This window comes from Flexivirga alba, assembly GCF_042661025.1.
Lineage (GTDB): Bacteria > Actinomycetota > Actinomycetes > Actinomycetales > Dermatophilaceae > Flexivirga > Flexivirga alba.
Genome location: NZ_JBHSWH010000001.1, coordinates 2489165 through 2513588, shown reverse-complemented (window position 1 = coordinate 2513588; position 24424 = coordinate 2489165). Strand labels below are relative to the sequence as shown.

Below are 24424 nucleotides of genomic sequence, written 5' to 3'. Positions count from 1 at the left end.
GAGTGTCAGTCGCCGCGGTTGGTGAGTTGCCACGCGTCCTCGCTGCCGTCCGAATCGCCATCCGCCGCAGCGTCATACGGCTGCTCGGCGGCTGGCGGGTCCTCGCCCCGCAGCAACGCCAGCGTCGTCGGCAGGTCGTCCGGTCGGATCAGCACGTCACGCGCCTTCGAACCCTCCGACGGCCCCACGATGCCGCGGCTCTCCATCAGGTCCATCAGCCGGCCCGCCTTGGCGAAGCCGACCCGCAGCTTGCGCTGCAACATCGATGTCGAACCGAACTGGCTGTTGACGACGAGCTCGGCCGCCTGCAACAGCAGGTCGATGTCATCGCCGATGTCCTCGTCGATCTCCTTCTTCGGAGCCGTCACCGCCACGTCGTCGCGGTAGGTCGGCTTCAGTTGCTCCCGGACGTGCGCAACGACTTCCTGGACCTCGGTCTCGGTGACCCAGGCGCCCTGCACTCGCATCGGCTTCGAGGTGCCCATCGGCAAGAAGAGCGCGTCACCCTGACCGATCAGCTTCTCCGCACCGGGCTGGTCCAGGACGACGCGGGAGTCGGCCAGCGACGATGTCGCGAACGCCATACGGCTGGGGACGTTGGCCTTGATCAAACCGGTGACGACGTCGACCGACGGCCGCTGCGTCGCCAGCACCAGGTGGATGCCGGCCGCGCGCGCCAGCTGGGTGATCCGGACGATCGATTCCTCGACGTCGCGCGGCGCCACCATCATCAGGTCGGCGAGCTCGTCGACGATCACCAGCAGGTAGGGATAGGGCTGCATGACCCGCTGGGACCCCGGAGGTGGCGTCACCTTGCCGGCGCGCACCGCCTTGTTGAAGTCGTCGAGGTGCTTGAAGCCGAACGCCGCGAGGTCGTCATACCGGGTGTCCATCTCGCGGACGACCCACTGCAACGCCTCCGCGGCCTTCTTCGGGTTGGTGATGATCGGTGTGATCAGGTGCGGAATGCCCTCGTATGCCGTGAGTTCGACGCGCTTGGGGTCGACCAGCACCATCCGGACCTCGTCCGGGGTCGAACGCATCATGATCGAGGTGATCATGGAGTTGACGAACGAAGACTTACCGGCGCCGGTCGCACCGGCGACCAACAGGTGGGGCATCTTCGCGAGGTTCGCGATGACGTAGCCGCCCTCGACGTCCTTGCCGACGCCCATCACCATCGGGTGCTCGTTGCCCCGTGCCGCGCCGCTGCGCAGGACGTCGCCGAGGCTGACCTTCTCGCGGTCGGTGTTGGGGATCTCGATACCGATCGCGGACTTGCCGGGGATCGGCGACAGGATGCGCACGTCGGCCGACGCCACGGCATACGCGATGTTCTTCGACAGCGCCGTGACGCGCTCGACCTTGGTGCCCTGGCCGAGCTCGACCTCGTAGCGCGTGACCGTCGGGCCACGGCTGAACCCGGTGACCTGCGCATCGACGCCGAAGGAATTCATCGTGTCGGTGAGCGCCTCGACGACCCGGTCGTTCGCAGCCGACCGCGACTTCGGGGGCTGCCGGGCTTCAACAGGTCGTTGCCCGGCAGCGTGTAGGTCACGTCGCCAGCCAGCATGAGCTGCTCGACGCGTTGCGGCAGGGGCGTGGTCGGAGGAGCCTGCAGGGGCGCCACGCTGATCGACTCGGGCGGAGTCCCGGTCGTGCCGGGCAGCGGCATCGCCTGGGTCCCGTCGGCGGGCGCGGCCTTCTTCTCGTCCTTCGGCGCGTGCTCGGCGCCGTCGACGTTGTAGACCTCGCTCGTGCCCGGATCCTTCTCCCCCGGACGCAGGACACGTCCGCTCTTCGTCCGCCGCGGCACCACCGTGGCGGCCTGCTCGAACGGCTCGTCGCCATCGAGGCTCGGGTCGAGCTCGTCGTTCTTGGCCTTGCGACGACGCTTGCGCTTGCCGCCATCGATCTGGTCGCCGTGCAGATCCTGCGCCACCGCGTCGACTGCCTCATCGTCCTCGGCATACGGGCCGCCGTGCTCGAAGAGCCGGGCACGCAGCTGCGCGAGGCGCTCAGGGATCATCGTCACCGGCGTCGCGGTCATGACCAGCACGCTGAAGATGCCCAGGATGAGCAGCAACGCCATCGCACCGGCTGTGTGCACCGCTGCCACGAGCGGACTGCTGGCCAAGAATCCGATGATGCCGCCGGCGCCGCGCAACGCGTCGGTCTCGCTCGGCTGCGGGATGTCCTTGGCGATGCTCGTGACACCGCAGACCGCGATCGCGAACAGCGCAAGCCCGACCATCACCCGGTTGGTGGCTTGGTCCCCGCGCGGCGAGCGCATCAGGTGGACACCGATCAGGACGAGGACCAGGGGCAGCACGAGCGCGCCGAGACCGAAGGTCCCCGCGACGATGGCGTGTATGACGTCACCCGCCGCACCGGTCAGCCCCCACCATTCGCGGGCAGCGATGACGATGGCCGCGGCGATCAGCGCGAAGCCGAGGCCGTCACGCCGCAGCTCCGGCTCGAGATCGCGGGCCGAGTGACCGACTCGGCGCGCTGCACCGCCGGCGACGTGTGCGACACCCATCCAGGTGCCGCGGGCCGCGCGAAGCGGGAACGGCAGTCCACCACCGGCCGGCTTGCCGCCGGCCCGGGCCTTCGCGCCGGTCGCCTTCTTGGCGGGCGGGCGCGTCGAAGTGCGCCCCGACGCGGGTCGGGAGCGCGAACCGGCTCCGCTCGACCCGGATTTGCTTCGGGTCGCGCGCGCGGTCGTTGTCGACGAGGACGGACGGGTAGCCACGAAAACACCGTACGCGACAACCCCATCCGCCCCATGGGAAACACGCCGCAAGCGCCGACAGCAGCACGACACGCCTTCCCACTCCGCGGGACAGGTTTGACGACGTCGCGGGGGCTGCGGCTACATTTGTTCCCAGGTCATGAGTCTCAGCGTCAAGCCCCGGCTAGCTGAGCGGCAACCCTCCACCGCGGTGGGGTGCTCCGGGTGACGACCGGGCGGACGTGACAACACGTCGGCAAGCGCGGATCGGCCCTGCACGTGCCCTCGTCGATCCCTGATCGGCCAAGGAGCAGCCGTTGAGCATCATCAGCATCGACCCTGAGCAGGACGCCACAGAACAGCACGAGACCGCCCGGCAACTGGGCGTGCCCGCCGCCGGGACCCACCGCAAGCGGAAGGCCGCCGACGGCCTGCCGAGGACGGTGTCCGCCGATCTCGGCGTGCCGACCGTGCACCACACCGTCACCGACTACGCCAACTTCGATCACGGCGCCACCACGCCGGCGCTGGTCGCTGTCGCAGAGGCCGCGGAGCAGGTGCAACGCCGCTACGGGTCCGTGCACCGCGGCGCCGGCTACGCCAGCCAGGTCACCACCGGCTGGTTCGAGGCCGCTCGTGCGCAGGTCGCGGACTTCGTGGGAGCCCGCAGCGGCGACGAGGTCGTCTTCACCCGCAACACCACCGACGCGCTGCGACTGCTCGCCCACTGCCTGCCGCGGGACACCCAGGTCTTCGCCTGGGAGTCGGCGCATCACGCAGCGCTCCTGCCGTGGGCGCAGGACCGCACCACCCGACTGCCTGTGCCGACGAGCGAGCAGCACGCCATACAGCTGCTGCGCGAAGCGCTCGAGAGATCGCCCGAAGGCGAGCGCCTCGTCGTGATCACCGGCGCCTGCAACGTCACCGGCGAGATCTGGCCAGTGACCGAACTCGTAGCTGTTGCAAGGGAGTTCGGGGCAAGAACTGTCCTGGACGCCGCGCAGTACGCACCGCATGTCGAGATCGACCTCGACGTGCTCGGCGTCGACTGGGTCGCCTTCTCCGGCCACAAGCTCTATGCCCCGTATGGCGCGGGCGTGCTCGCCGGACGCAGCGACTGGCTGGACGCCGCGGAGCCCTACCTGCCGGCCGGTGGCGCCACGTCCCGGGTGCACCACGACCACACGCAGTGGCAGTTGGGCCCGGCCCGCCACGAGGGCGGCACCCCGAACGCCGTTGGTGCCATTACGATCGCGGCGGCCTGCGCGACCTTGCAGACGCACCGCGCGACCATCGGGGCGCACGAGGCGCAGCTGCACGGCCGACTCCGTGCCGGACTGGCCGCCATCGATCGGGTCAGCATCGTCGAGGTGCTCGGCGACCGGCCCAACGTCGGCGTCGTCACCTTCACGGTCGAGGGTTATGACCCGTCGCTGGTCTCGCAGGTGCTGGCCGACGAGGACGCCATCGCGGTTCGTGACGGCAGGTTCTGCGCGCATCTGTTGTGCGACGCCGTCGTCGGCGACGGGGCGTGCGCCATACGCGCGAGCCTCGGTCTGGCCACCAACGGTGAGCACGTCGACCGGCTGGTGGCGGCGGTCCGGCGACTGGTCGAGCACGGCCCGGCGTTGTCCTACGTGCACACCGACGAGGGCTGGTCGGCTCCGGCCGACCCACGCGACCTCAGCGAGCCGCTGCCCTGGTGACCGGCTCGAAGCGCAACCTGGCCCAGTAGCCGCGGTGGTCGGTGCCGCTCACGTCGATGGTGCCGTCGGCCACGACACCGAAGCCGCGGGTCAGCACGTGATCCAGCTGGATGAACGGCGGAAGCCACGCGCCGCGGGGCCAGGTCCGCGTCCAGCCCGAGCCGGTCGCGCGACTGCTGTCGGTCAGCCCGTCGGCGAGTTCGCGGAAACCCGGCATCGCCGAGGACGCGTTGAAATCGCCGGCCATCACCAGCGGTTGCTTCGCGGGCAGCTCCGCACGCCATCGGGTGAGTGACCGCAGCGCGGACCGCCAGTCCGGCACGATGTCCGGCAGCGGTGCCGGCGTGTGCACCGCCCGCAACCGGTAGGCGCCTTGCGGCGTCTGCACCAGCACGTCAGGAATGCTGGGGAAACGGCCCGCCGGGTGCGCTGCGATGAGTGTCACCGGATGGTTGCTGCGCACCACGGTGCCCCTGATCCCGGGCTCGGCGCTGCCGGCCTGGTGCGGCAGCACGCCGTCCAGTCCGTGCCGACGCAGCGCAGTCAACTCCTCGGGCGTGCACTCCTCGAGCACGAGCGTGTCCACCCGGCGCTCGCGTGCTGCCGCAACGACCTCGGCCGCGTTCGCGTGGCCGTACTGCAGGTTGAGGGTCAGCACGACCTCGTCATGCGGCCCGGCCGCCACCGTGTCGCTGCGCACCGACGCCATACCCAATGCGAGAGGGGGTATGGCGACCACCAACGCACATAACGCCAGCCAGCGGTAGCGCATCGCCGCCACCGCCACGAGCAGGACGAGCGCCGACACGCCGAAGACCGGAAAGAAGGCTTGCACTATCGGCACCAGCCAGGTCGCGTCCAGCCACCGAGCCAGCACACCGAGCGCCACGAGGACCAGCAACACCGCGAGCACCCACCAGGGCACCGTCCTCGCCTCGGGACGCCACCAGTTGCGAGGTTGGGGGCGAGATTCGGGCACGTCGGCATTCTCGCTCACCGGCGCCCGGCGCGTGGGTGGGATCAAGGTGACTGGTGTGACGCAAGCAACAGGTTGAGGTGTGACTCTCGCGACACTTCCAAGAAAAGTCACGAAATGGTCACGTTCGACTTGGAAATCGGGCGCGGACCACGTAGCTTCGACGCTCGGTGGTTCAAAACTTCGCCCCCTGGCCGAAGATCCGATCCATCAGAGAGACCGCGCAACCCAGCACGTTCTCAGTACTTGCCTGTGGCCCGCCGCGCACAACCTCGTTGGGCGGCCACCAAGATCCGGGATGGTCTCGGAGGCACAACGAGGGTGGGGAACCCATTTCGGTCGCGACAGCGGCCTTGGGGTGAGAGCAGGCCGGAAACGGCTTGCCGGGCACCTGACAGCCCGACCCGACAGCTAACCCCGTATGCGCACGTCAGGAGAGGAATCAATGAACCTCAGCAAGAAGACTCAGACCACGACCCGCGCCGTCGGCATCGGGGTTGCCGCCGCTGCGGCCCTCGCCGCTGCAGGCGTCGCCACTGCTGGCAACGCCCACGCCGCCTCGGTTTCGACCTGGGACCGCGTCGCTGCCTGCGAGAGCGGTGGCAACTGGGCCATCAGCACCGGCAACGGCTTCTACGGTGGCCTGCAGTTCACCCACTCGACCTGGATCGGTTACGGCGGTGGCGCGTACGCGTCGAACGCCAACCTGGCCAGCAAGTCGGCTCAGATCTCCATCGCCGAGAAGGTCCTCGCTTCGCAGGGTCCCGGCGCCTGGCCGGTCTGCTCGGTGCGTGCGGGCCTGACCCGTGGTGGCGGCTCGCCGGTCGTCGCTCCGGCGCCGGCCCCCAAGGCGGCTCCGACCTACACCGCGCCGAAGAAGTCCTACACCGCGCCGAAGAAGGTCTACTCCGCGCCGAAGACGTCGCGCTCGAGCGTGCGTCCGACCTACACCGCGCCCAAGAAGGTCTACACCGCGCCGAAGGTCGCCCTCTCGGGCAAGACCTTCACGGTGAAGCCGGGCGACACCCTGAGCAAGCTCGCTCAGACCTACCACATCAAGGGTGGTTGGCAGACCCTGTTCGGTGCCAACAAGAGCACCGTCAACAACCCCAACCTGATCTTCGTCGGCCAGCACCTGAACCTGCCGGCCTGATCTGATCGTCCGTCATTGCCCTCGCGGCAGTGACAACTGAAAGCCCCGTCCCACCACCTGGTGGGGCGGGGCTTTCGCCGTTCGTGGTGTGCTGGGCGTATGACGAACCCGGCCTCCCCGACGGCACATCTGCGCCGTGAGACACCGAGAGGTCAACGGATGTCGTGAGATTCGCGTCTCACAACATCCGTTGACCTCTCGGCCCCTACGCGGCTACCGCCGCCACGTCCTTACGCGTCAATGACGATGGGGATGATCATCGGACGGCGACGCAGCTTGCCACCGACAAAGCCACCGACGGCACGACGGATGACCTGCTGCAGTTGGTAGGTGTCGCTGATGCCCTTCTCGCGAGCCTGTTCGAGCGCCTCCTCCAGCTTCGGACGCACCTTGTCGAAGACCTCGTCGTCCTCGGCGAAGCCGCGGGTCTGGATCTCCGGGCCGGAGACGATCTTGCCGGTGTCGGCGTCGCGCACCACGATGATCGTCACGAAGCCCTCGTCCCGCAGGATGCGGCGGTCCTTGAGCATCGTCTCGTCGGTCGTGCCGACGAGAGAGCCGTCGACATACACGTAGCCGCAGGGCACGGCCCCGACGATCCGCGCTCGTCCGTCGACCAGGTCGACGACGACGCCGTCCTCGGCCAAGATCACTCGCTCGGCCGGCACACCCGTCGCGACCGCGAGGTCACCGTTGGCGACCAGGTGGCGCCATTCGCCGTGGATCGGCATGACGTTGCGCGGCTTGACGATGTTGTAGCAGTAGAGCAGCTCGCCGGCACTGGCGTGCCCGGAAACGTGCACCAGCGCGTTCCCCTTGTGTATGACGCTCGCGCCGCGTCGCATCAGACCGTTGATGACCCGATAGACGGCGTTCTCGTTGCCCGGGATGAGGGACGACGCCATCAGCACCGTGTCGCCCGGACCGATCTCGATGGTGTTGTGGTCGCCGGCCGCCATACGGGACAGCGCCGCCATCGGCTCACCCTGCGAACCGGTCGACACCAGCACGATCTGGTTGTCGGCGAACCGGTCGATCTTCTTCAGGTCGACCAGCACCCGGTCAGGCACGTGCAGGTAGCCCAACTCTGCGGCGATGCCCATGTTGCGCAGCATCGACCGACCGACGAACGCGACCTTGCGGCCATGCTTGGCGGCGGCATCGAGCACCTGCTGCACGCGGTGCACGTGCGAGGAGAAGCAAGCGACGATGATCCGCCGCTCGGCCTGCTGGAAGACGCGCTCGATGGCGGGCGCGATGTTGCGCTCCGGAGTGGTGAAGCCGGGGACCTCGGCGTTGGTCGAGTCGGTCAGGAAGAGATCGACGCCCTCCTCCCCCGCCTTGGCGAACGCCCGCAGGTCGGTGATTCGGCCGTCCAGCGGCAGCTGGTCCATCTTGAAGTCGCCGGTGATCAGCAGATTGCCGCCGCCGGTCTTGACGAAGACTGCGAGCGCGTCCGGGATCGAGTGGTTGACCGCGATGAAGTCACAGTCGAAGACCCCGAGCTTCTCGTTGCCGCCCTCCTTCACCGCGAGGGTGTAGGGCTTGATCCGGTGTTCCTTGAGCTTGGCCTCAATCAGCGCAAGCGTCAGGGTCGAGCCGATCAGTGGGATGTCCGGCTTGAGGCGCAGCAGATAGGGCACGGCACCGATGTGGTCCTCGTGACCGTGCGTCAACACGATCGCCTCGATGTCGTCGAGGCGGTCGGCGATGTAGTCGAAGTCGGGCAGGATCAGGTCGACGCCCGGGTGGTCCTCGGGGAAGAGCACGCCGCAGTCGACGACGAGAAGCCTCCCGTCATACTCCACGACCGTCATGTTGCGGCCGACCTCGCCGAGCCCGCCCAGCGGGACTACCCGCACACCGCCCTTGGGCAGTGCCGGCGGCTCTTCGAGTTCGGGATGGGGATGGCTCACATCAGTCCTTGCGTAGTCAGTGCATCGCGCAGGATCGCGCGGTGTTCTTCGGGTGCCGGCACCAATGGGAGCCGGCAGAAGTCGGAGTTGATCACGCCCATGAGGCGCAGTGCGGCCTTGGCCTGGATGGTGCCCTGGGTGACGTTCATGACGGCCCTGATCACTGGTCCGAGCTGGTGGTTGATCGCGCGTGCGGCGGGCAGGTCGCCGGCCACGACGGCGCGCAGCAACGAGACCAGGGTGGCACTTGCGACGTTACCAACCGTGCTCACCATGCCGGTCGCGCCCAGCGCCAGCCAGGGCAGGTTGAGCGCGTCGTCGCCGGAGTACCAGAGCAGTCCGGTCTCGACCATCAGCGGCGCGCTCATCGCCAGGTCGCCCTTGGCATCCTTGAGCGCCTTGATGTTGGGCACCTCGGCCAAGGCTCGGATGGTGTCGGGCGCCAATGCGGTGCCAGTACGTCCGGGTATGTCGTAGGCCATCGCCGGGAGGTCGGTCGCCGCGGCCACGGTGCGGTAGTGCTCGAGCAGCCCGGCCTGCGGCGGTTTGTTGTAGTAGGGCGTGACGATGAGGGCGGCACGCGCGCCAGCGTCGGCTAGGCTGCGAGCGGCGGCCACGGAGTGGGCGGTGTCGTTGGTGCCCACGCCGGCCATCACGATCGCGCGATCGCCGACCGCTTCGGCGACGACTCGGACGACATCGATGTTCTCCTGGTCCGTGGTGGTCGCGGACTCGCCGGTTGTGCCGTTGACCAGGATGCCGTCGTTCCCCTCGTCGACGAGGTGTGTCGCGAGCTTCTGCGCACCGTCCAGGTCGAGTGAGCCGTCGTCGCGCATGGGCGTGACCATTGCGGTGATCATGGTGCCGAAGGGGTTGGCGGAAGGCTGCGTCATAAGGCTCAGGCTAGCGGCGATGGCGGGTCGAGCGCGGAGCCCTTCCGCGTGCCGAGCAGTGTCGGCACGGCCGGGAAATGATTAATCGCGTCGTCACCCGCTCGGGGGTCCGGGTGACGACGCGATCAACGGTTACATCGGGCGTCAGTTGAAAGCGTTACAACTTCCGAATGTGATCTGGGTCACATTCGGTAACGACCGTCCACGTTGTATGTCGGAGGCCCGTCCGGCACCCGTTCGACGGTTCGTCGTCGGCTCGTCGCCGGTGCTCGGACGGCTCGTCGTCGGTGCGCGCTGATAGCGTCTGGAGCCGTGAAGCAGTATCTCGACCTCCTCGATCGGGTCATCGCCGAAGGCACTCGCAAGGACGACCGCACGGGCACCGGCACGCTGTCGGTCTTCGGGCATCAGATGCGCTTCGACCTGACCGCCGGCTTCCCCGCGCTGACCACCAAGAAGCTGCACCTGCGCTCGATCATCGGTGAGCTGCTGTGGTTCCTGCGCGGCGACACCAACGTGCAGTGGCTCCACGACCGCAAGATCTCCATTTGGGACGAGTGGGCCGACGCCAACGGCGACCTCGGGCCGGTCTACGGCCACCAGTGGCGCTCCTGGCCGACGCCGGACGGCGGCTCGATCGACCAGATCACCCGGCTGATCGACGGACTGCGCACCAACCCCGACTCGCGGCGACACATCGTCTCCGCCTGGAACGTCGCCGACGTCGACGACATGGCGCTGCCGCCGTGCCACACGATGTTCCAGTTCTACGTCGGCGCCGAGACGGCCGACGGCCGGCGCTCGCTGTCCTGCCAGCTCTACCAGCGCTCGGCCGACATCTTCCTGGGCGTGCCGTTCAACATTGCGTCATACGCGCTGCTGACCGCGATGGTCGCGCAGGTGACCGACCTGGTGCCCGGTGAGTTCGTGCACACCATCGGCGACGCGCACCTCTACCTCAACCACCTCGACCAGGCCCGGCTGCAGCTGACCCGTGAGCCGGGACCGCTGCCGACGCTGCGCCTCAACCCGCAGATCCGCGAGCTCGACGCTTTCGACCTGCCGGACATCGCGCTCGAGGACTACGTCGCCGCACCCACCATCAAAGCCTCGATCGCGGTATGACGATTTCCTTCATCGCCGCCGTCGCGCGCAACGGCGTCGTCGGCCGTGACGGAAAAATGCCGTGGCGGGTGCCCGGCGAGCAGCAGGGTTTCAAGGCCGCGACCATGGGCCATCCGATGGTGATGGGACGGCGCACCTTCGAGTCGCACGGTCTGTTGCCCGGGCGGCGGCACATCGTGCTCACCCGTGACCCCGACTGGTCGGCGGACGGCGTCGAGGTCGCGCACTCCGTCGATGAGGCGCTGTTCCTGGTCGGGGACGAAGACTTCTTCGTGACGGGCGGCGGCCAGGTGTGGGAGCTCTTCGCGCCATACGCCGACCGGATGGTGTTGTCCGAGATCCCGTTGGACCCCGAGGGTGACACGTTTTTCCCCGGTTGGCCTCTGACCGATTCCCCCGTATGGCGGGAGGCCTCCCGCGAGCCGCACGACGGTTGGACGGTGCTGACCTACGAGCGCCGCAAACCGCGCGCGCAGGTCGACGTCGGCCCGCGCATCGCGGCGTCGGCCGAGGCCGGAGCCACCGAGATCAAGGCCGGTGCCAGCTGTGCCATCGGCGACGGTGACCGGTTGCTGCTCACCCGGCGCGAGGACAACGGCCTGTGGTGTCTGCCCGGCGGCGGCGCAGAGGTCGGCGAGAGCTGGTCCGAGGCGGCGGTCCGCGAGGCCAGCGAGGAGACGGGATTGCAGGTGGCCGTCGACTCGGTGCTGTCGGCATACAGCAACCCGGACATCGTCATCGTCTATCCGGACGGTCGTCGGCGGGCGATCTTCGGGGTGTGCTTCCGCGCGCACGTCATTGCGGGAACGGCCGGCACCTCGAATGAAGTGACCGAGTCGGCGTGGTTCACCCGGGAGGAAGCTGCCCGCCTGCCGATCATTCCTGCCCACCGGCCGCTCGTGCGTGCCTTCTTCGAAACCGACTCGGCCACAACACTTTTCGACTGAACGCTCCCACCTTGCCGACTGACGCATTCCACGCCGAGTGACGCAGTTGCAACTGCGTCACTGGGCGCCACGTGCGTCAGTCGGTGGACATCACGTCTGGAAGAACTCCTCGTGGTGCACGGTGTCCGGGTCTGCGCCGTCGCCCACCACCGCGGCTCGCACGTCGTCCACCAGGCCGGTCGGCCCGCACAGGAACCACTCGTCGACCTCGGAGACCGCCACCCCGGATCGACGCAGGATCTGGCGCACCTTCGCGCCGTCGATCCTGCCGGCCAGGAGCGGGTCCCTCGACGTCGACGTGTCACGGGAGAACACCTCGATGAGGTCGAACCGCGCAGAGTAGTTGTCCGCGAGCGACTCCAACTCCTCCCGGAACATCGTGCTCTTCGGTGTCCGATTGCCGAAGATCAGCGTGACGACCGAGCCCGGCTCGTCCTCAAGCATCGTGCGGACCAGCGAGATGACCGGTGTGATGCCGGAGCCCGCCGCGACCGCGACGATTTCTCGCTCGGTGTCGACGGTCGGGCAGACGAAATCACCCAGCGGTGCCAGCACCGCGATCCGGTCCCCCACCTCGACGACGCGGTTGAGCCACACCGACATCGCGCCACCGTCCACCTCGTTCGAAGCGATCCGCAGCTGGCCGCTCGCGGCAGCCTGCGCACGCGACATACAGATCGAGTAGGAGCGGCGCACGTCGGCGCCGTTGATCTCGGCGCGCAGCGTCAGGTGCTGGCCCGGCTGGAAGCGGAAGGTGTCACGCAGGTCCTCCGGTATGTCGAAGGTGATCGCGACGGCACGCTCGGTGAGCCGCTGGATGCCGGCGACGGTCAGCGGGTGGAACTGCGGGCGGCGATGCCGCACTCCGGAGGACTTCAACAGACTCACAACGAGGGAAGCCTCTCAGATCGAGCGGGTATGCCGGTCAGGCACCCACCGTAGGGCCGCCGCGGCCCGGTCCGGCGAGGATGAAAAGCTGACCGGATGAACTCCCCCACCAGCGATGCCGGGGTGCGCACTGCCCGCCCGAACGATGTTCCCGCAGTAGCCCACGTGCAGGCCGCTGTATGGCGCGACGCCTACGGCCCACTGGTGGACGCCGAGGTCCGGGATGCGTTCACCCCGGCGGCCTTCGAACCCGCGTGGCGCCAGTCGCTGCGCAATCCGCCCACGCCGCTGCATCGCTTATTGGTGGCAACTGAGGGAGCCACCGTCGTCGGCTTCGCCGCGATAGGGCCGGCCGCCATACCCGAGACAGTCGAGCTCACCGACGCCGACGTGCCGACCCAGCACACCGGGGAGATCTTCACCTTCGGAGTCAGTCCCGAGCGCCGTGGCACCGGCAACGGCTCGCGGCTGCTGAACGCCGCCGTCGACACACTCCGCGCCGGAGACTTCCAGGACGTGACGATGTGGGTGCTCGCGAACGCAGACCAGACTCGCGCGTTCGTGTCGGCCGCGGGTCTGAAGCCGGATGGCGCGTGGCGTGATCGGGTCATCGCCGCCGACGGTCGCACGGTTCGCGAGGTGCGCCTGACCGCGTCGTTGTCCGACTCGGACGATCCAGCCGGCCCATGAGCGACACCTCCGCGGGCGCGACGGGTGACGCCGCGCCGCCTGCGGACGACGTGTCGAAAGCCGTTGCCCGCAAAGGCATTTGGGTCGGCGTTGCCACCGGTGCCTACGGCATCAGTTATGGCGCTCTGGCTGTCGCGGCCGGGCTCAGCTTCTGGCAGGCGGTCGCGTTGTCGCTGTTGCTCTTCAGCGGCGGCTCCCAATTCGCACTCGTCGGCGTGATCGGTGCCGGCGGGTCCGGCGCGAGCGCAATCGGCACCTCCAGTCTGCTGGGGCTGCGTAACGGCTTCTACGGCCTGCAGGTGAGCAAGCTCATCCAGGTCGCCGGCTGGCGACGAGCAGCGGCAGCACACCTGACGATCGACGAGTCCACGGCCGTGACGATCACCCAGCCGAACCGCGCGCTGTCGCGGGTCGGTTTCTGGTGGACCGGCCTCTCAGTCTTCGTGTTGTGGGGATTGATGTCGGCGGTCGGTGCCGCGCTCGGCAATGCCATGGGCGACCCGGCACGCTACGGCCTGGACGCTGCTGCACCTGCGGCATTCTGCGCGCTCGTCTGGTCGCGGTTGCAAACTCGCCGTGCGCAGGTCGTCGCGGTGGTAGCCGGCCTGATCGCGCTTGCCGTTGCGCCATACACGGCGTCCGGCATACCCGTGCTGATCGCCGCGCTCGCGGCGGTTGTCGCCGGCTTCCTGCCGGACCGCTCGGTGACCACCGCGGAGGAAATATGAACCTCTGGACCACTGTGCTGCTGGCGAGCGTGATCTCCTTCGCCACCAAGTTCGCCGGGTATGTCGTCCCGCAATCGGTGCTCGACCACCCACTCACTGACCGGGTCATGCACTATCTGCCGGTCGCGCTGTTGGCCGCGCTCATCGCCGTCCAGACCTTCACCTCGGGCAGCGGATCGATCACCCTGGACGCACGAGCCGCCGGACTCGCCGTCGCGATCGTCTGCCTCACGCTGCGAGCGCCGTTCCTCGTGGTGGTCGTCGCGGCCGCGGCGACGGCCGCACTGCTGCGCGCGGCGGGCATCGGCTGACGTCGTACTGTGGGAAAGGTGACGAGCCAGTCTTCTACGGAGCCCCGGTGGATCGATCTCGAGGGTGTCGCCAATATGCGCGACGTGGGCGGCCTACCCGCCGCCGACGGCCACACGGTGCAACCCGGTCGGTTGCTCCGCTCGGACAACCTGCAGGACCTCACTCCCGAAGACATCAGGCTGCTGATCGAGCGGCACGGCCTGACCGACGTGGTCGACCTGCGCAGCGACGTCGAGTTGCGGATCACCGGGCCCGGCCCGCTGCGTGACTTCGACACCGTCGTCCATCACCACCACTCGCTCTTCCCGGACGACAAAGAAATAGACACCCGCGACGTCCTGGTGCTGCCGTGGCACGACACCGACGAGCCCAAGCTGCACGACAACGCCCGGGCCAGCCATTACCTGAGTTACCTCGCCCGGCGCCCCGACTCGGTCGCCGCCGCGCTCGAGGTCATCGCCACCAGCAGCGGTGCCACCGTCGTGCACTGCGCGGCCGGCAAGGACCGGACCGGCACCGTCGTCGCGATGGCCCTGTCCGTAGCCGGTGTCCCCCGCGAGGAGATCGTCGCGGATTACGTTGCCAGCACTGAGCGCACGGAGCGGATCGTGCACCGGCTGGAGCGGCTGCCCGGCTACTCCGACAATCTGCGGGATGTCCCGATGACCGCGCACCACTCCCGGCCCGAGACGATCACCCGGGTCCTCGAGGCGATCGACGCCGACTACGGATCGGTGGCCGGCTGGCTACGAAGCGTCGGCTGGTCCGAGGATCAAATCGCTGCGCTGCGAGACAAACTCGTCGCCTGACCTGGCCCGGCGACCGTCAAGAAACGCGGGCGTGCGCGGACTCCCTGACCACGGCCAGGAACCGCTCGAAGAACGCACGCCACGTCGTCTCAAGCTGCTCGTCGTGCTCCTGCGCGACGCGCTTCACGTCCGCGGGGGTGAAGCCGAGTTCGCGCAACGTGTCGTCGCTCCATTGCGCGACCCGAGCAGCACTGGACTCGGGGTGCCACTGCGTGGCCCACGCGGCGTCGCCCAGCCGGAACGCCTGGTTGCGGCATCGCTCGCTCGACATGAGCAGGTGCGCACCGTCCGGTAGCTGCGTGATCTGGTCGCGGTGACTCTCGATCCCGAAGGTCGGCGCTGAAAACTCTTGGAAGAGAGCGTCATCCGCGGCGGCCGCCTGGGGCGTCAGCTCGGTGACGCCCTTCTCCGGCATACCGAAGTCGCCTTCGACGCGACCGCCACCCACGTGGGCGAGTAGTTGCGCGCCGAGGCAGATGCCGAGCACCGGCACGCCCTGGTCGAGACAGTCGCGGGTCAGCGCTCGCTCTGCGGGCAACCACGGCTTGCGGGCATCGACGTCCGGCAGGAAACCACCGCCGAGCATGACGACGGCAGCCAACCCCGTTGCGGCTGATGGGATTTCATCGCCTTCGTCGGCTTTCACGAGATCGACGGCAACTCCGGCGGCCTCACTCCAGTCGAGGATCCGGCCAGGTCCGCTGTCCGGATCGTTGCGTATGACGGTCAGGGTGATCGTTTCGGTGGAAGTGGTCATCGGTCAGTCCAGGCCGAGGAAGTGCTCGAGGCCGACCGTCAGACCGGGGTGGTTGGGAACAGCACGCACACCGGCCAGCACACCGGGCATGAAACTCACCCGGTCGAAGGAGTCGTGTCGCAGGGTGAGTGCCTCACCGTCGCCGCCGAACGACACCTCCTGATGCGCAACGCGGCCGGGCAGCCGCTGCGCGTGCACCCGGATGCCACTGACGTCCGCGCCGCGAGCGCCGTCCGGGTCGCTCTTGGTCGCATCCGGGACCGGTCCGAGGCCGGCCTCAGCTCGGGCCGCGGCAATGAGTTCGGCGGTGCGCGCCGCAGTGCCGGACGGCGCATCCACCTTGCCGGGGTGATGGGTCTCCACGATCTCGACCGATTCGTAGAAGCGCGCCGCCTGCTGTGCGAACCGCATCATCAGCAGGGCACCGATCGCGAAGTTGGGTGCGATCAGCACGCCGACCGAATCATGCTCTGCCAATGTCGCTTTCAGCGCATCAAGTCGATCCGTGGTCCACCCGGTCGTGCCGACCACGGCGTGCACGCCGTGCTCCACGCAGTACTTGACGTTGGCCGGGGACGAGTCGGGAACCGTGAAGTCGACCGCCACCTGGGCACCACCCAGGTCGCCGAGGTCGTCCCCTGCGTCATACCGGCCGACGAGGGTGAGATCAGCTGCGTCCTCGATCGCGGTGCAGGTGGTGGCACCCATTCGTCCGGCGGCTCCGATGACAGCGACAGCAAGCGATGTGGTCACCCGGCCAGGGTAGACGCCCGCCGCAGCCAGGCCCGGGAGCCGTCCAGGCAGCGATCACCCTTGGGGACCTTCTTCCATACCGCTACTATGTTGTTAGTTACCTCGGCTAACGATTTCAACGCTGGCCGACCAACCCGACACGACTCACACCGGAAAGCCCGCATCTCCCGTGACCGAAGCACCCACCCCCGCCCAGGGTTCGCAACGCACCCGCGGTCCGCGCCGCCGCTTCGAAGCCGACCACCCCCGCTACAAGTGGGTGGCACTGTCGAACACAACGCTCGGCGTGCTGATGGCGACCATCAACTCCTCGATCGTGATCATCTCGCTGCCGGCGATCTTCCGCGGGATACACCTCGACCCGCTCGGCGCCGGCAACATCGGCTACCTGCTCTGGACGCTGATGGGCTACCTCGTGGTGTCCGCGGTGCTCGTCGTCGCGCTCGGCCGGCTGGGCGACATGTTCGGCCGAGTCAAGTTGTACAACCTCGGCTTCGTGGTGTTCACCATCGCCTCGGTGCTGTTGTCCCTCGACCCGGTCGGCGGCGGCACCGGCGCGATGTGGATCATCGTCGGCCGCATCCTGCAGGGCGTCGGCGGCGCCATGCTGATGGCCAACTCCACGGCGATCCTCACCGATGCCTTCCCGTCCACCGAACGCGGTATGGCGCTCGGGATCAACCAGGTCTCGGCGATCGCCGGATCGTTCCTGGGCCTGATCATCGGCGGCGTGCTGTCCGAGTGGCACTGGCGGGCGATCTTCTGGGTGAGTGTGCCGATCGGCGTGTTCGGCACGGTGTGGGCGTACAAGTCGCTGCACGAGCTGGGCACCAAGCGCCGGGGCCGGCTCGACATACCGGGCAACATCACCTTCGCGGTCGGCGTCACCGCGATCCTGGTCGCGATCACCTACGGCATTCAGCCGTATGGCGGCCACACCATGGGCTGGACCAGCCCGTGGGTGCTGGCCGGGCTGATCGGCGGCACGGTCGTGCTGGTGGCGTTCTGCATCATCGAGACCAAGGTCGCCGACCCGATGTTCTCGATGAGCCTGTTCAAGATCAAGGCGTTCAGCGCCGGCAACTTCGCCGGCCTGCTGGCGTCCATCGGGCGCGGCGGCATGCAGTTCATGCTGATCATCTGGTTGCAGGGCATCTGGCTGCCGTTGCACGGTTATCGCTATGAGTCGACGCCACTGTGGGCGGGCATCTTCCTGCTCCCGCTGACGATCGGCTTCCTGATCGCCGGTCCGGTCTGTGGTTTCCTCTCCGACCGCTTCGGCGCCCGCGCCTTCGCCAGCGGCGGGCTGTTGATCACTGGCGCCACATTCGTCGGGTTCCTGTTGATACCAGTCGATTTCAACTACTGGATCTTCGCGGCACTGCTCTTCGTCAACGGCGTCGGCTCAGGCATGTTCTCCGCACCGAACACCACCGCGATCATGAATTCGGTCCCCGCGCACCAGCGCGGCGCCGCGTCCGGGATGCGCGCGACGTTCTTCAACTCCGGCACATCCCTGTCGATCGGCATCTTCTTCTCGCTGATGATCGCCGGCCTGGCCCAGAACCTCCCTCAGGCCATGCGGTCGGGTCTGCTCGCCCAGCACGTTCCCGCCGGTGTCGCCGATCAGGTCGCCGGGTTGCCGCCCGTCGGTTCGATGTTCGCGGCGTTCCTCGGTTACAACCCGATCGAGAGCCTGCTGGGACCGACCGGGACCTTGGACAAGATCCCGGCGTCGAACGCCGCCACGCTCACCGGCAAGGAGTTCTTCCCGCATCTGCTGTCCGGTCCCTTCCACGACGGCCTGATCGTGGTCTTCACCGCCGCCGCGGCCATGATGGTCATCGCCGCGATCGCCAGCCTGCTGCGTGGCAGCAAGTACGTGCACGACGATCTGGCCGAGCAGCAGGATGAGTCGGAGTCTTCAGCTGACGTTGCGGTTGGTCAGCGATAATTCCCAGGTGAACGGTCTGGCTCCTGAACCCTTCGACGTGTCGAGCTGGCTGACCGCCTGGCGGTTCGACATCGTCGGCGTGGTGCTGTCGCTCCTCCTGCTCGGCGCTTATGCGTGGTTGCTGGTGGCCGCACGGCGACGTGGCGTCCACTGGCCGTGGTGGCGGGTTGCGGCATACCTCGTCATCGGTGTCGGCATGCTGTTCTACGTCACCTGCGGCCCTGTCGGTGTCTACCGGCAGACGTTCTTGTGGATGTTCGCCGCGCAGGTCGCGGTGATCGGCACGGTCGTTCCGATGGGTCTCGCGCTGGGCGACCCCTTGCGGTTGCTGAGCGCCGCCCTCGGCCCAGATGACACCAGGGTCGAGCGGGCGGTGCGGTCACGAGTCGTCCGCGCGCTGACCTTCCCGCTGGTCAGCTTCCTGCTGGACATCGCGGGGATCATGGCGATCTTCTTCACGCCGTATGGCGAACACGCGGTCCGCTCCGAGCTGGTCGGCACGGTGCTGATCCTCCAACTGCTGATCGTCGGGCTCCTCTTCGTGCTGCCGACCCTTGCCGACGACCTGCTGCCCGAGTGGGCCACGCCCCCGGTCCGTACCTTTCTGGCGTTCCTGGACGGGGTGGCCGACGCTTTCCCCGGCATCCTGGTCATGACCGCGAATTCGATGCTGCTGCCGCACTTTCCGGGCTTCTCGCCCGCCGCCGACGCGCTGCGTGGCGGGCTCAGTCACACGATGGACCAGAAGTACGCCGGGGGCGCCCTTCTGGCGGTGGCCGAGAGCATCGGGGTGCCGATGTTGGCAGCGGTCTTCATCGAATGGATCCGCAGTGACGCCGCCGAAGCGCGGGCGACCGACGCCGAGTTGGACCGGGCCGAGCAGCACCGGGCCGAGTCGGCGCACCGCACGGCCGCGCCCGAGGCCGGCCCAGCGAACGACGACAAGGCCGAGCAACCCTGGTGGCTCTCCGATCCCCGGCTGGCGGACCGGTTCGGCAACCGCGACGATTGAGGCATGCCCGACACGGAGTTCCTGGACGGTTGGATCGCCGACATCGCTGGGCTCGCGCCCGCAGCGGATCGGGAAGCCGCTCGCCGGGTGGGCACCGGGCTGCTGGCCCGCTGGAGCGAACCGCACCGCAGCTATCACACCGACCAGCACCTGGCCGAGATGCTCTCCGCCATCGACGACCTGGCGCGGGCGAGCGGGCTCGCCGAGCGCGAGACACAGCTCGCGCGCGTAGCCGCCTGGCTGCACGATGCGGTGTATGACGTGCGAGCGACCGCCGGGCACAGTGAACGCGAGAGCGCTCGATTGGCGCGAGACCTGTTGGCGTCATTGCACTTCGACGCGTCCGACCTACAGACCGTCGAGGATCTGATCCTGCTCACGATCGACCACGGAACCCAGGTGCCCGGCGCACTCGCGGACGTCTTCACCGACGCCGACCTGGCGATCCTGGCGGCGACTCCGGCGCGGTTCGGCGAGTACTGCAGGCAGATCCGGGTCGAGTACGAGCACGTGCCGGCCGCGGCATACGCCACCGGTCGCAGCGAGATCCTCGCCGCGCTCGTCGACCGCCCGGAGGTCTACCGGACGCAGTTCGCGCGAGCGACGTGGACCGCCCACGCACGAGACAACGTCGCGCGCGAGGTGGCTCGGCTAAGCCTTGGCGAGTAGCCCGTCGGACGAACCAACGACGGTCGGCTTCCCGTGATCGTCGATGCTGACCAGCATGGTCTGGTAGGTCCGCCGATGCGCCATCGCCGTCGGCTTGCTGTCTCCGCCCTCGACCGCCGCATGGTCTCGGTCGAGTTTGATGGTCGCTGTTCCGTCGGTTGTTTCGTAGGTGACGATGTTCTCGAACGACACCAGCCCCAATGTTGCCGAGCCGACGCGCATGAGGCGCGCCGCAGGCGTGCCCACGACAATGGCAGTCGCCGTGCTCGTCCCCACCGGACTCCCCCATGGCCGCGGTTCGACCGTCATCTCGGTGTCAGGCAATCCCTTGTGCAGGGCCGTACGGTATTCCGTGATGGCCGAGCCTTTACCGATCTCGTCCACCGAACCGGTGGCGACGGCGCGGCCGAGCAGCGCAATGCTGTTCGCAGCGGCCTGACGCTGCGAAGTTGTCAGCGTCTGCACTCTCCGTGGCGGAGTGGGCAGCGATCTCAGGTCGCCACCCAGACTTGCCCACATGCGCCACCCCGCGGGCTCCTTGACGAGGACGCAGGCGAAGTCGTACGGCATGCCGCTGTTGCCGACTGCGGGCACGATCCCGGTGACCAGCAACCACGGTGGCCGCCCATCCGAACTTCGCGTCGTGCTGCCGTATGCGTGCATCACGGTGTGGGTGAAGGGTTTTGAGGTGGACTTGTCCCGTTGCTGTTCGGCGAGCCGCGTGCTGAACACGTCACTTGCCAAGACGGGCCCTGCGTCGACGGAACCCCACGGCTTTTCGTCATACGTGGGGCTGTGCGACGCCTTGATGGCTGCATTGTTGGCCGTGTCGTAGGACTGCATGATTGCTTGCGCTTCGGGCACGGTGACTGCGGGACCGGTGTCGTGAGTCACGGAAGACGACAACGACGTCGAGCGGCCCGAGCTCTGCGCGGTGTCGCCACTGCTGGGTGAGCAACTTGAGAGCGCGAGCATCGCACCGAGTGCGACGGCGGCGACGGCGTGTGTGCGGGCGAACATCGTGACTCCCTATGGATCGGCGAACGAGGTCCAGGGAGTCAAGCACCGCAGCTTGTTTCACCGCAGAAGTTGTCCACAGGCTCGGTCAGGAGTCGAAAATCGAGCCCGATCCGGTCAGGCCGGTTTGCCGACCGTCCCTCCGGGCGATCGCCAGCGACCTATACGGGTCGGGTGATCGCTCTCATCGTCGTGGTTCGTCCGTCGTCACAGCGAGCACCCCACCACCCGCGTCAAGCAGGCACAATCCGAAGACGCGTCCAGCGGTCACGTTCGCCAACTTCACAGCTTTGTGCTGATACAGCTCTGCGATCCACTCCGCGAGCCCAAGCGTGAACGGCCCGTTCCCGGAGCGGGCCAGCGCAAGTCGAACCTCGTACACCGGCGTGAGCGTTCTTGACTCCACCTCGTTGACCGGAACCAACTGTGTCGATGCCTCCGCGGACAGCGCGGCGAGGAGCCGTAACGATGCCGCGTCGGCCCTGCCATTCAGCCGGCAGACAAGCTCGCTGCGCTCGATGTGGCCGATCATGGTTGCCACACTTCCGCACCGCTGACCGGTCCTCGGGCGAGGATCTCGTCTTCGTAGCTCTGATCCGGTGACCACTCGAGCTTGTACGGCCCGCTTGGTATCCGCAGGATCAGGCCGTCGCCGCCGGCGTACCTTCGTGCCGTGCCTGAGTTGCGGGTCCAGGACGTAATTGGGTTATCGGTCGTGTTGCCAAGGTTGTGGTCTTTAGGTGTTGCGCTGCCGTTCAAGTCACGCATAGTCGCAAGCCCCTGCACGCTTCGTCGTAGCCTGGTCTTCGCGGCCAACCCCGCGGTATGCGGAGAGTTGATCGCCTTCTCCGCTTTCTGTGGCAGTGTCGTGCTGGGTGCAGTAGGTGACCGTTCGACCAGACATGCTCGACGTCGACCAGGTCCCGGAGCGTCTTGCCTGGGCAACTCGTAACGACGTCAGTTGACGGATCACTTGGCGGGAACAATGCCAGCCCTCTTCTGTGCATCACGCAGGCTTGACACCACCGCATCTGGTGGCGGCGTAGCCGAGTTGCGGACCAGCACGCTCGGCCCAGAAAAGAAGTTCTGGTCAAACGGTCTCAGCCCGAGTGCTGCGGCGTAATCGGCCAACATCGTTGCGCTCAACCTGTCAGCGATCCTACGCCGCTTGTAGGCCTCGATATCCTCGAAATCTTGGACCGTACCGTTGACATCAAAACGCCATCGGCTTCCGTCTCGTACGACGGAGACGGTTCGGACATAGTTCAGGAAATTTGTGGGGATCGGCGCGAACATCTCGAACTGACGCGCTCCGTAGCGTGGGGGTTGGCCGGCTTTGCCAGGCACGTCAGGAATCGCAACGACCACAACTCCCTGAACCTTGAGCGTCCGAGCGAGATACGCCACCGTTGTACTCGGATCACCCCCTTGGATCCCGCAATCAAAGATCGCGACCCAGTCTGGGTTGCGGGTGGCAACAACCAGTTCCCGGGGGCGAACCCCGCCAGTCAAGGGCTCCAGCGCCGGAATGTTGGCGATGAGGCCCCCTCAAGGATCTCAAGATGTGCCGAGCCGTGGATCTTTCGACGCCACATAGCCAACCCATCGGCAACAACCTCCAGTGGCGCGCGAAGGAAACCCAGCGCCGAGGTAACTGGCGCGTACATGTCAACTCCGACAGTCATTTGACCCTCGATCATGGCACCGTGAAGAGGTTGACGACGCCGCCTGGGTCATTCGACAGGATCCGAGACTCATGCATAGGTCCTCGCGTTGACGACGGAATATCGAACTCTTCATAGTAACGCTGCCCATTCAAGGTGTACTGCAAGTCGGGCCGATTGACCCCTACCGCAACCGGCAAGGCGATCTGGTCCACCGGGACCGGCCACGCTTTGCTGGGCTCGGGCCACACACTGACGTCCGGAGACCGGCTGATCAGCAAGATCGAGTCCTGGGACTCGACCAAGACCGTGACAATGCAAACCAACGGCGACCTGGCCTACCGACTAAATGGGGTCCTCAAATGGCACAGCCGGACCTACGTCGCCGGCTCCCACGCCCGAATCACAACGCGCGGGCAACTGCAGGTCGTCGCACCCAGCGGGCGGATCCGGTGGAGTACCAGCCACACCGGCCAAGGCGGATGGTTCGATGTGGACTCCGGAATGCTCTTCAACGGCTACACCGGTGCCGTGCTCTGGCAGATGCCCGGATTCCTCTGACGTTACCGGTGTCGGCGGTTTGGAATGCTGAGATCGAAACTGCATGAATGCCAAAGAGACACGGGGAATAAGCCCCGTGTCGATGTATTCAGGCGTTCACACTGGCATCAACACTACTCTTCGTCTAGCCAAGCATTTCGTCAATGGTCACGATTGCATCCAGCCGCCACGTCATTGATACGGCCTCTAATCCTGCACGCAACTCCCTGACGTTGGTGACTGTTCCGAACACTGGGTGCGGTGGATATGGGCGGTCGGTGCCGTATGCCGCTATATCGACTGCACTTCGAGCGTCCTCCAAGAATCGCTCCTCTTCCTTATCGACAATCCGCTGGATCCGCGCCCGTTTTAGAAGGCCAGAATTGCGAATGAAGTCGACCATCGACGCGCCAATGAGAAGCGCGGGGTCAGGCAGCGAAGCCGTATGGAAAACACCTTCCGAGTCAACCCACATCGAATATCCTCATCGCATCCGCACTGCGCGTCACCAGTAGTAATGTCGAGTATGAAATAGTCGGCCCTGCCTATCGTATTTATCGACGTGCACATCGTCACCGGCACCGCAACCTCTCCGCGGGGCCGGCCGGCTCGATCGCCTCAGGTCAAGCCCGCTTCTGCTGCGCTTGCTCGCCAGGCGTCACCCGCGCGGCTGTCGTCCCCATAGAAGCCAAATCCCTCCGAGATCGGATTGTCCTGGAGCGCTGTGACCCACGACAGGTCTCCGTTTGCCGTTGCACGAACCGCGTTGACGAGGTCGGCAAAGAATTCGGCGTGTGAGGTGAACCAGGCGAGTTCTTCGTACTCGATCGTCACGCGGGCGTCATTGGGAGCGTCGCCGACAGCGCGCGCGAACTCGCCATACAGCTCGTTTTGCTCGGGCAACTGTTCGGCGATCAGCGCACCGAACCTGGCCATTGGCGCACGAGCCTCACCCACTGTCAGCACAATTGCGGTCAGACCCACTGGTGGGTCCTCCTCCGTCTCCGCACTCTCCCACGCAGGTCGACTGCGCTCGAGGACTTCCGGTGTCAAGAGCGAGCGCCAGTAGAGCGCTTCGGAATTGTTCGTCTCCAGCTCAAGACCAGCCGAACTGATGAGATAGGACCTATTCCCCATGGTGCTTCCTCGATAAATTCGCGCCGTAGCCATCCGACGCACGG

23 protein-coding genes, 1 pseudogene and 2 riboswitches are annotated in these 24424 nt (G+C 67.0%); of the genes and pseudogenes, 12 read left to right on the top strand and 12 right to left on the bottom strand.

Annotated features, from left to right (window positions below; translation table 11 throughout):
* Positions 1–5 precede the first annotated feature (5 nt).
* Positions 6–2542 (bottom strand): annotated as a pseudogene (locus tag ACFQDH_RS12415) (FtsK/SpoIIIE family DNA translocase).
* 348 nt (positions 2543–2890) lie between these two features.
* Positions 2891–3003: riboswitch (SAM riboswitch) on the top strand.
* Positions 3004–3051: 48 nt separating this feature from the next.
* On the opposite strand from ACFQDH_RS12415, the gene ACFQDH_RS12410 reads away from it, so the two are divergent.
* Positions 3052–4440, top strand: coding sequence for an aminotransferase class V-fold PLP-dependent enzyme (locus ACFQDH_RS12410; RefSeq protein WP_382401717.1), 1389 nt, complete (start codon positions 3052–3054; stop codon positions 4438–4440).
* Here ACFQDH_RS12410 and ACFQDH_RS12405 read toward each other — a convergent pair.
* Positions 4418–5419: an endonuclease/exonuclease/phosphatase family protein gene (locus ACFQDH_RS12405; protein ID WP_382401715.1), complete on the bottom strand. Its 1002-nt coding sequence runs from the start codon at positions 5417–5419 to the stop codon at positions 4418–4420. The two genes, ACFQDH_RS12410 and ACFQDH_RS12405, sit on opposite strands and share 23 nt — an antisense overlap.
* A gap of 296 nt (positions 5420–5715) precedes the next feature.
* Positions 5716–5857, top strand: a riboswitch (cyclic di-AMP (ydaO/yuaA leader).
* A 4-nt stretch (positions 5858–5861) separates the two neighbouring features.
* Here ACFQDH_RS12405 and ACFQDH_RS12400 point away from each other — a divergent pair.
* Complete coding sequence (locus ACFQDH_RS12400) at positions 5862–6569, top strand: transglycosylase family protein (RefSeq protein ID WP_382401713.1); 708 nt, start codon at positions 5862–5864, stop codon at positions 6567–6569.
* Between the two features lie 230 nt (positions 6570–6799).
* On the opposite strand, the gene ACFQDH_RS12395 is transcribed toward ACFQDH_RS12400, so the two are convergent.
* Complete coding sequence (locus tag ACFQDH_RS12395) at positions 6800–8485, bottom strand: ribonuclease J (protein WP_382401711.1); 1686 nt, start codon at positions 8483–8485, stop codon at positions 6800–6802.
* Positions 8482–9378 carry a 4-hydroxy-tetrahydrodipicolinate synthase gene (gene dapA, locus ACFQDH_RS12390; RefSeq protein WP_382401709.1) on the bottom strand — a complete coding sequence of 299 codons (897 nt, stop codon included), beginning with the start codon at positions 9376–9378 and terminating at the stop codon, positions 8482–8484. The genes ACFQDH_RS12395 and dapA overlap by 4 nt, the downstream gene beginning before the upstream one ends.
* A gap of 312 nt (positions 9379–9690) precedes the next feature.
* Between dapA and ACFQDH_RS12385 the strand changes: the two genes are divergently transcribed.
* Together ACFQDH_RS12385 and ACFQDH_RS12380 are read left to right on the top strand one after the other, a co-directional pair.
* The gene (locus ACFQDH_RS12385) at positions 9691–10503 is read left to right on the top strand and encodes a thymidylate synthase (RefSeq protein ID WP_382401707.1); all 813 of its coding nucleotides are present in this window, start codon (positions 9691–9693) and stop codon (positions 10501–10503) included.
* Positions 10500–11450, top strand: a complete 951-nt coding sequence (locus tag ACFQDH_RS12380; protein ID WP_382401705.1) for a dihydrofolate reductase — start codon at positions 10500–10502, stop codon at positions 11448–11450. The genes ACFQDH_RS12385 and ACFQDH_RS12380 overlap by 4 nt, the downstream gene beginning before the upstream one ends.
* Before the next feature lie 90 nt (positions 11451–11540).
* Here ACFQDH_RS12380 and ACFQDH_RS12375 read toward each other — a convergent pair whose 3' ends face one another.
* On the bottom strand, positions 11541–12338 hold the full coding sequence (locus ACFQDH_RS12375) for an FAD-binding oxidoreductase (protein WP_382401703.1): 798 nt from the start codon (positions 12336–12338) through the stop codon (positions 11541–11543).
* Positions 12339–12434: 96 nt separating this feature from the next.
* Between ACFQDH_RS12375 and ACFQDH_RS12370 the strand changes: the two genes are divergently transcribed.
* Genes ACFQDH_RS12370 through ACFQDH_RS12355 form a run of 4 tightly spaced genes read left to right on the top strand, consistent with a single transcriptional unit; the run spans position 12435 to position 14877 of the window.
* On the top strand, positions 12435–13028 hold the full coding sequence (locus ACFQDH_RS12370; protein WP_382401701.1) for a GNAT family N-acetyltransferase: 594 nt from the start codon (positions 12435–12437) through the stop codon (positions 13026–13028).
* Entirely contained in the window at positions 13025–13756 is a 732-nt protein-coding gene (locus ACFQDH_RS12365; RefSeq protein ID WP_382401699.1) for an AzlC family ABC transporter permease, read from the top strand. The genes ACFQDH_RS12370 and ACFQDH_RS12365 overlap by 4 nt, the downstream gene beginning before the upstream one ends.
* On the top strand, positions 13753–14067 hold the full coding sequence (locus ACFQDH_RS12360) for an AzlD domain-containing protein (protein ID WP_382401697.1): 315 nt from the start codon (positions 13753–13755) through the stop codon (positions 14065–14067). Before ACFQDH_RS12365 ends, ACFQDH_RS12360 begins: the two co-directional genes overlap by 4 nt.
* Before the next feature lie 9 nt (positions 14068–14076).
* Entirely contained in the window at positions 14077–14877 is an 801-nt protein-coding gene (locus ACFQDH_RS12355; RefSeq protein ID WP_382401695.1) for a tyrosine-protein phosphatase, read from the top strand.
* A gap of 16 nt (positions 14878–14893) precedes the next feature.
* Here the strand turns inward: ACFQDH_RS12355 and ACFQDH_RS12350 are convergent, their stop codons facing one another.
* Positions 14894–15634 carry a type 1 glutamine amidotransferase gene (locus tag ACFQDH_RS12350; protein ID WP_382401693.1) on the bottom strand — a complete coding sequence of 247 codons (741 nt, stop codon included), beginning with the start codon at positions 15632–15634 and terminating at the stop codon, positions 14894–14896.
* Between the two features lie 3 nt (positions 15635–15637).
* Positions 15638–16387, bottom strand: a complete 750-nt coding sequence (gene dapB, locus ACFQDH_RS12345) for a 4-hydroxy-tetrahydrodipicolinate reductase (protein WP_382401691.1) — start codon at positions 16385–16387, stop codon at positions 15638–15640.
* 169 nt (positions 16388–16556) lie between these two features.
* Between dapB and ACFQDH_RS12340 the strand changes: the two genes are divergently transcribed.
* The 3 genes from ACFQDH_RS12340 to ACFQDH_RS12330 are packed head-to-tail and all read left to right on the top strand — an operon-like array spanning position 16557 to position 20022.
* Complete coding sequence (locus tag ACFQDH_RS12340; protein WP_382401689.1) at positions 16557–18341, top strand: MFS transporter; 1785 nt, start codon at positions 16557–16559, stop codon at positions 18339–18341.
* A 7-nt stretch (positions 18342–18348) separates the two neighbouring features.
* Positions 18349–19353: a cytochrome c oxidase assembly protein gene (locus ACFQDH_RS12335; protein ID WP_382401687.1), complete on the top strand. Its 1005-nt coding sequence runs from the start codon at positions 18349–18351 to the stop codon at positions 19351–19353.
* A gap of 3 nt (positions 19354–19356) precedes the next feature.
* Positions 19357–20022 carry an HD domain-containing protein gene (locus ACFQDH_RS12330; protein WP_382401685.1) on the top strand — a complete coding sequence of 222 codons (666 nt, stop codon included), beginning with the start codon at positions 19357–19359 and terminating at the stop codon, positions 20020–20022.
* Here the strand turns inward: ACFQDH_RS12330 and ACFQDH_RS12325 are convergent.
* The 3 genes from ACFQDH_RS12325 to ACFQDH_RS12315 all read right to left on the bottom strand — a co-directional run bounded on the left by ACFQDH_RS12325 (position 20005) and on the right by ACFQDH_RS12315 (position 22407).
* Positions 20005–21042, bottom strand: a complete 1038-nt coding sequence (locus tag ACFQDH_RS12325; RefSeq protein ID WP_382401683.1) for a hypothetical protein — start codon at positions 21040–21042, stop codon at positions 20005–20007. The two genes, ACFQDH_RS12330 and ACFQDH_RS12325, sit on opposite strands and share 18 nt — an antisense overlap.
* 181 nt (positions 21043–21223) lie before the next feature.
* Positions 21224–21571 carry a hypothetical protein gene (locus ACFQDH_RS12320; RefSeq protein WP_382401681.1) on the bottom strand — a complete coding sequence of 116 codons (348 nt, stop codon included), beginning with the start codon at positions 21569–21571 and terminating at the stop codon, positions 21224–21226.
* A 437-nt stretch (positions 21572–22008) separates the two neighbouring features.
* The gene (locus ACFQDH_RS12315; protein ID WP_382401679.1) at positions 22009–22407 is read right to left on the bottom strand and encodes a hypothetical protein; all 399 of its coding nucleotides are present in this window, start codon (positions 22405–22407) and stop codon (positions 22009–22011) included.
* Positions 22408–22880: 473 nt separating this feature from the next.
* Between ACFQDH_RS12315 and ACFQDH_RS12310 the strand changes: the two genes are divergently transcribed.
* Positions 22881–23264, top strand: coding sequence for a hypothetical protein (locus ACFQDH_RS12310; RefSeq protein WP_382401677.1), 384 nt, complete (start codon positions 22881–22883; stop codon positions 23262–23264).
* A gap of 124 nt (positions 23265–23388) precedes the next feature.
* On the opposite strand, the gene ACFQDH_RS12305 is transcribed toward ACFQDH_RS12310, so the two are convergent.
* Positions 23389–23718 carry a hypothetical protein gene (locus ACFQDH_RS12305; RefSeq protein WP_382401675.1) on the bottom strand — a complete coding sequence of 110 codons (330 nt, stop codon included), beginning with the start codon at positions 23716–23718 and terminating at the stop codon, positions 23389–23391.
* Between the two features lie 143 nt (positions 23719–23861).
* Entirely contained in the window at positions 23862–24413 is a 552-nt protein-coding gene (locus tag ACFQDH_RS12300; protein WP_382401673.1) for a hypothetical protein, read from the bottom strand.
* Positions 24414–24424: the final 11 nt, after the last annotated feature.

Coding starts and splice junctions, on each gene's coding strand:
- ACFQDH_RS12370 (WP_382401701.1), top strand. CDS start 12,435: ATGAACTCCCCCACCAGCGATGCCGGGGTGCGCACTGCCCGCCCGAAC.
- ACFQDH_RS12320 (WP_382401681.1), bottom strand. CDS start 21,571: ATGATCGGCCACATCGAGCGCAGCGAGCTTGTCTGCCGGCTGAATGGC.
- ACFQDH_RS12400 (WP_382401713.1), top strand. CDS start 5,862: ATGAACCTCAGCAAGAAGACTCAGACCACGACCCGCGCCGTCGGCATC.
- ACFQDH_RS12365 (WP_382401699.1), top strand. CDS start 13,025: ATGAGCGACACCTCCGCGGGCGCGACGGGTGACGCCGCGCCGCCTGCG.
- dapA (WP_382401709.1), bottom strand. CDS start 9,378: ATGACGCAGCCTTCCGCCAACCCCTTCGGCACCATGATCACCGCAATG.
- ACFQDH_RS12300 (WP_382401673.1), bottom strand. CDS start 24,413: ATGGCTACGGCGCGAATTTATCGAGGAAGCACCATGGGGAATAGGTCC.
- ACFQDH_RS12380 (WP_382401705.1), top strand. CDS start 10,500: ATGACGATTTCCTTCATCGCCGCCGTCGCGCGCAACGGCGTCGTCGGC.
- ACFQDH_RS12360 (WP_382401697.1), top strand. CDS start 13,753: ATGAACCTCTGGACCACTGTGCTGCTGGCGAGCGTGATCTCCTTCGCC.
- ACFQDH_RS12350 (WP_382401693.1), bottom strand. CDS start 15,634: ATGACCACTTCCACCGAAACGATCACCCTGACCGTCATACGCAACGAT.
- ACFQDH_RS12325 (WP_382401683.1), bottom strand. CDS start 21,042: ATGTTCGCCCGCACACACGCCGTCGCCGCCGTCGCACTCGGTGCGATG.
- ACFQDH_RS12330 (WP_382401685.1), top strand. CDS start 19,357: ATGCCCGACACGGAGTTCCTGGACGGTTGGATCGCCGACATCGCTGGG.
- ACFQDH_RS12305 (WP_382401675.1), bottom strand. CDS start 23,718: ATGTGGGTTGACTCGGAAGGTGTTTTCCATACGGCTTCGCTGCCTGAC.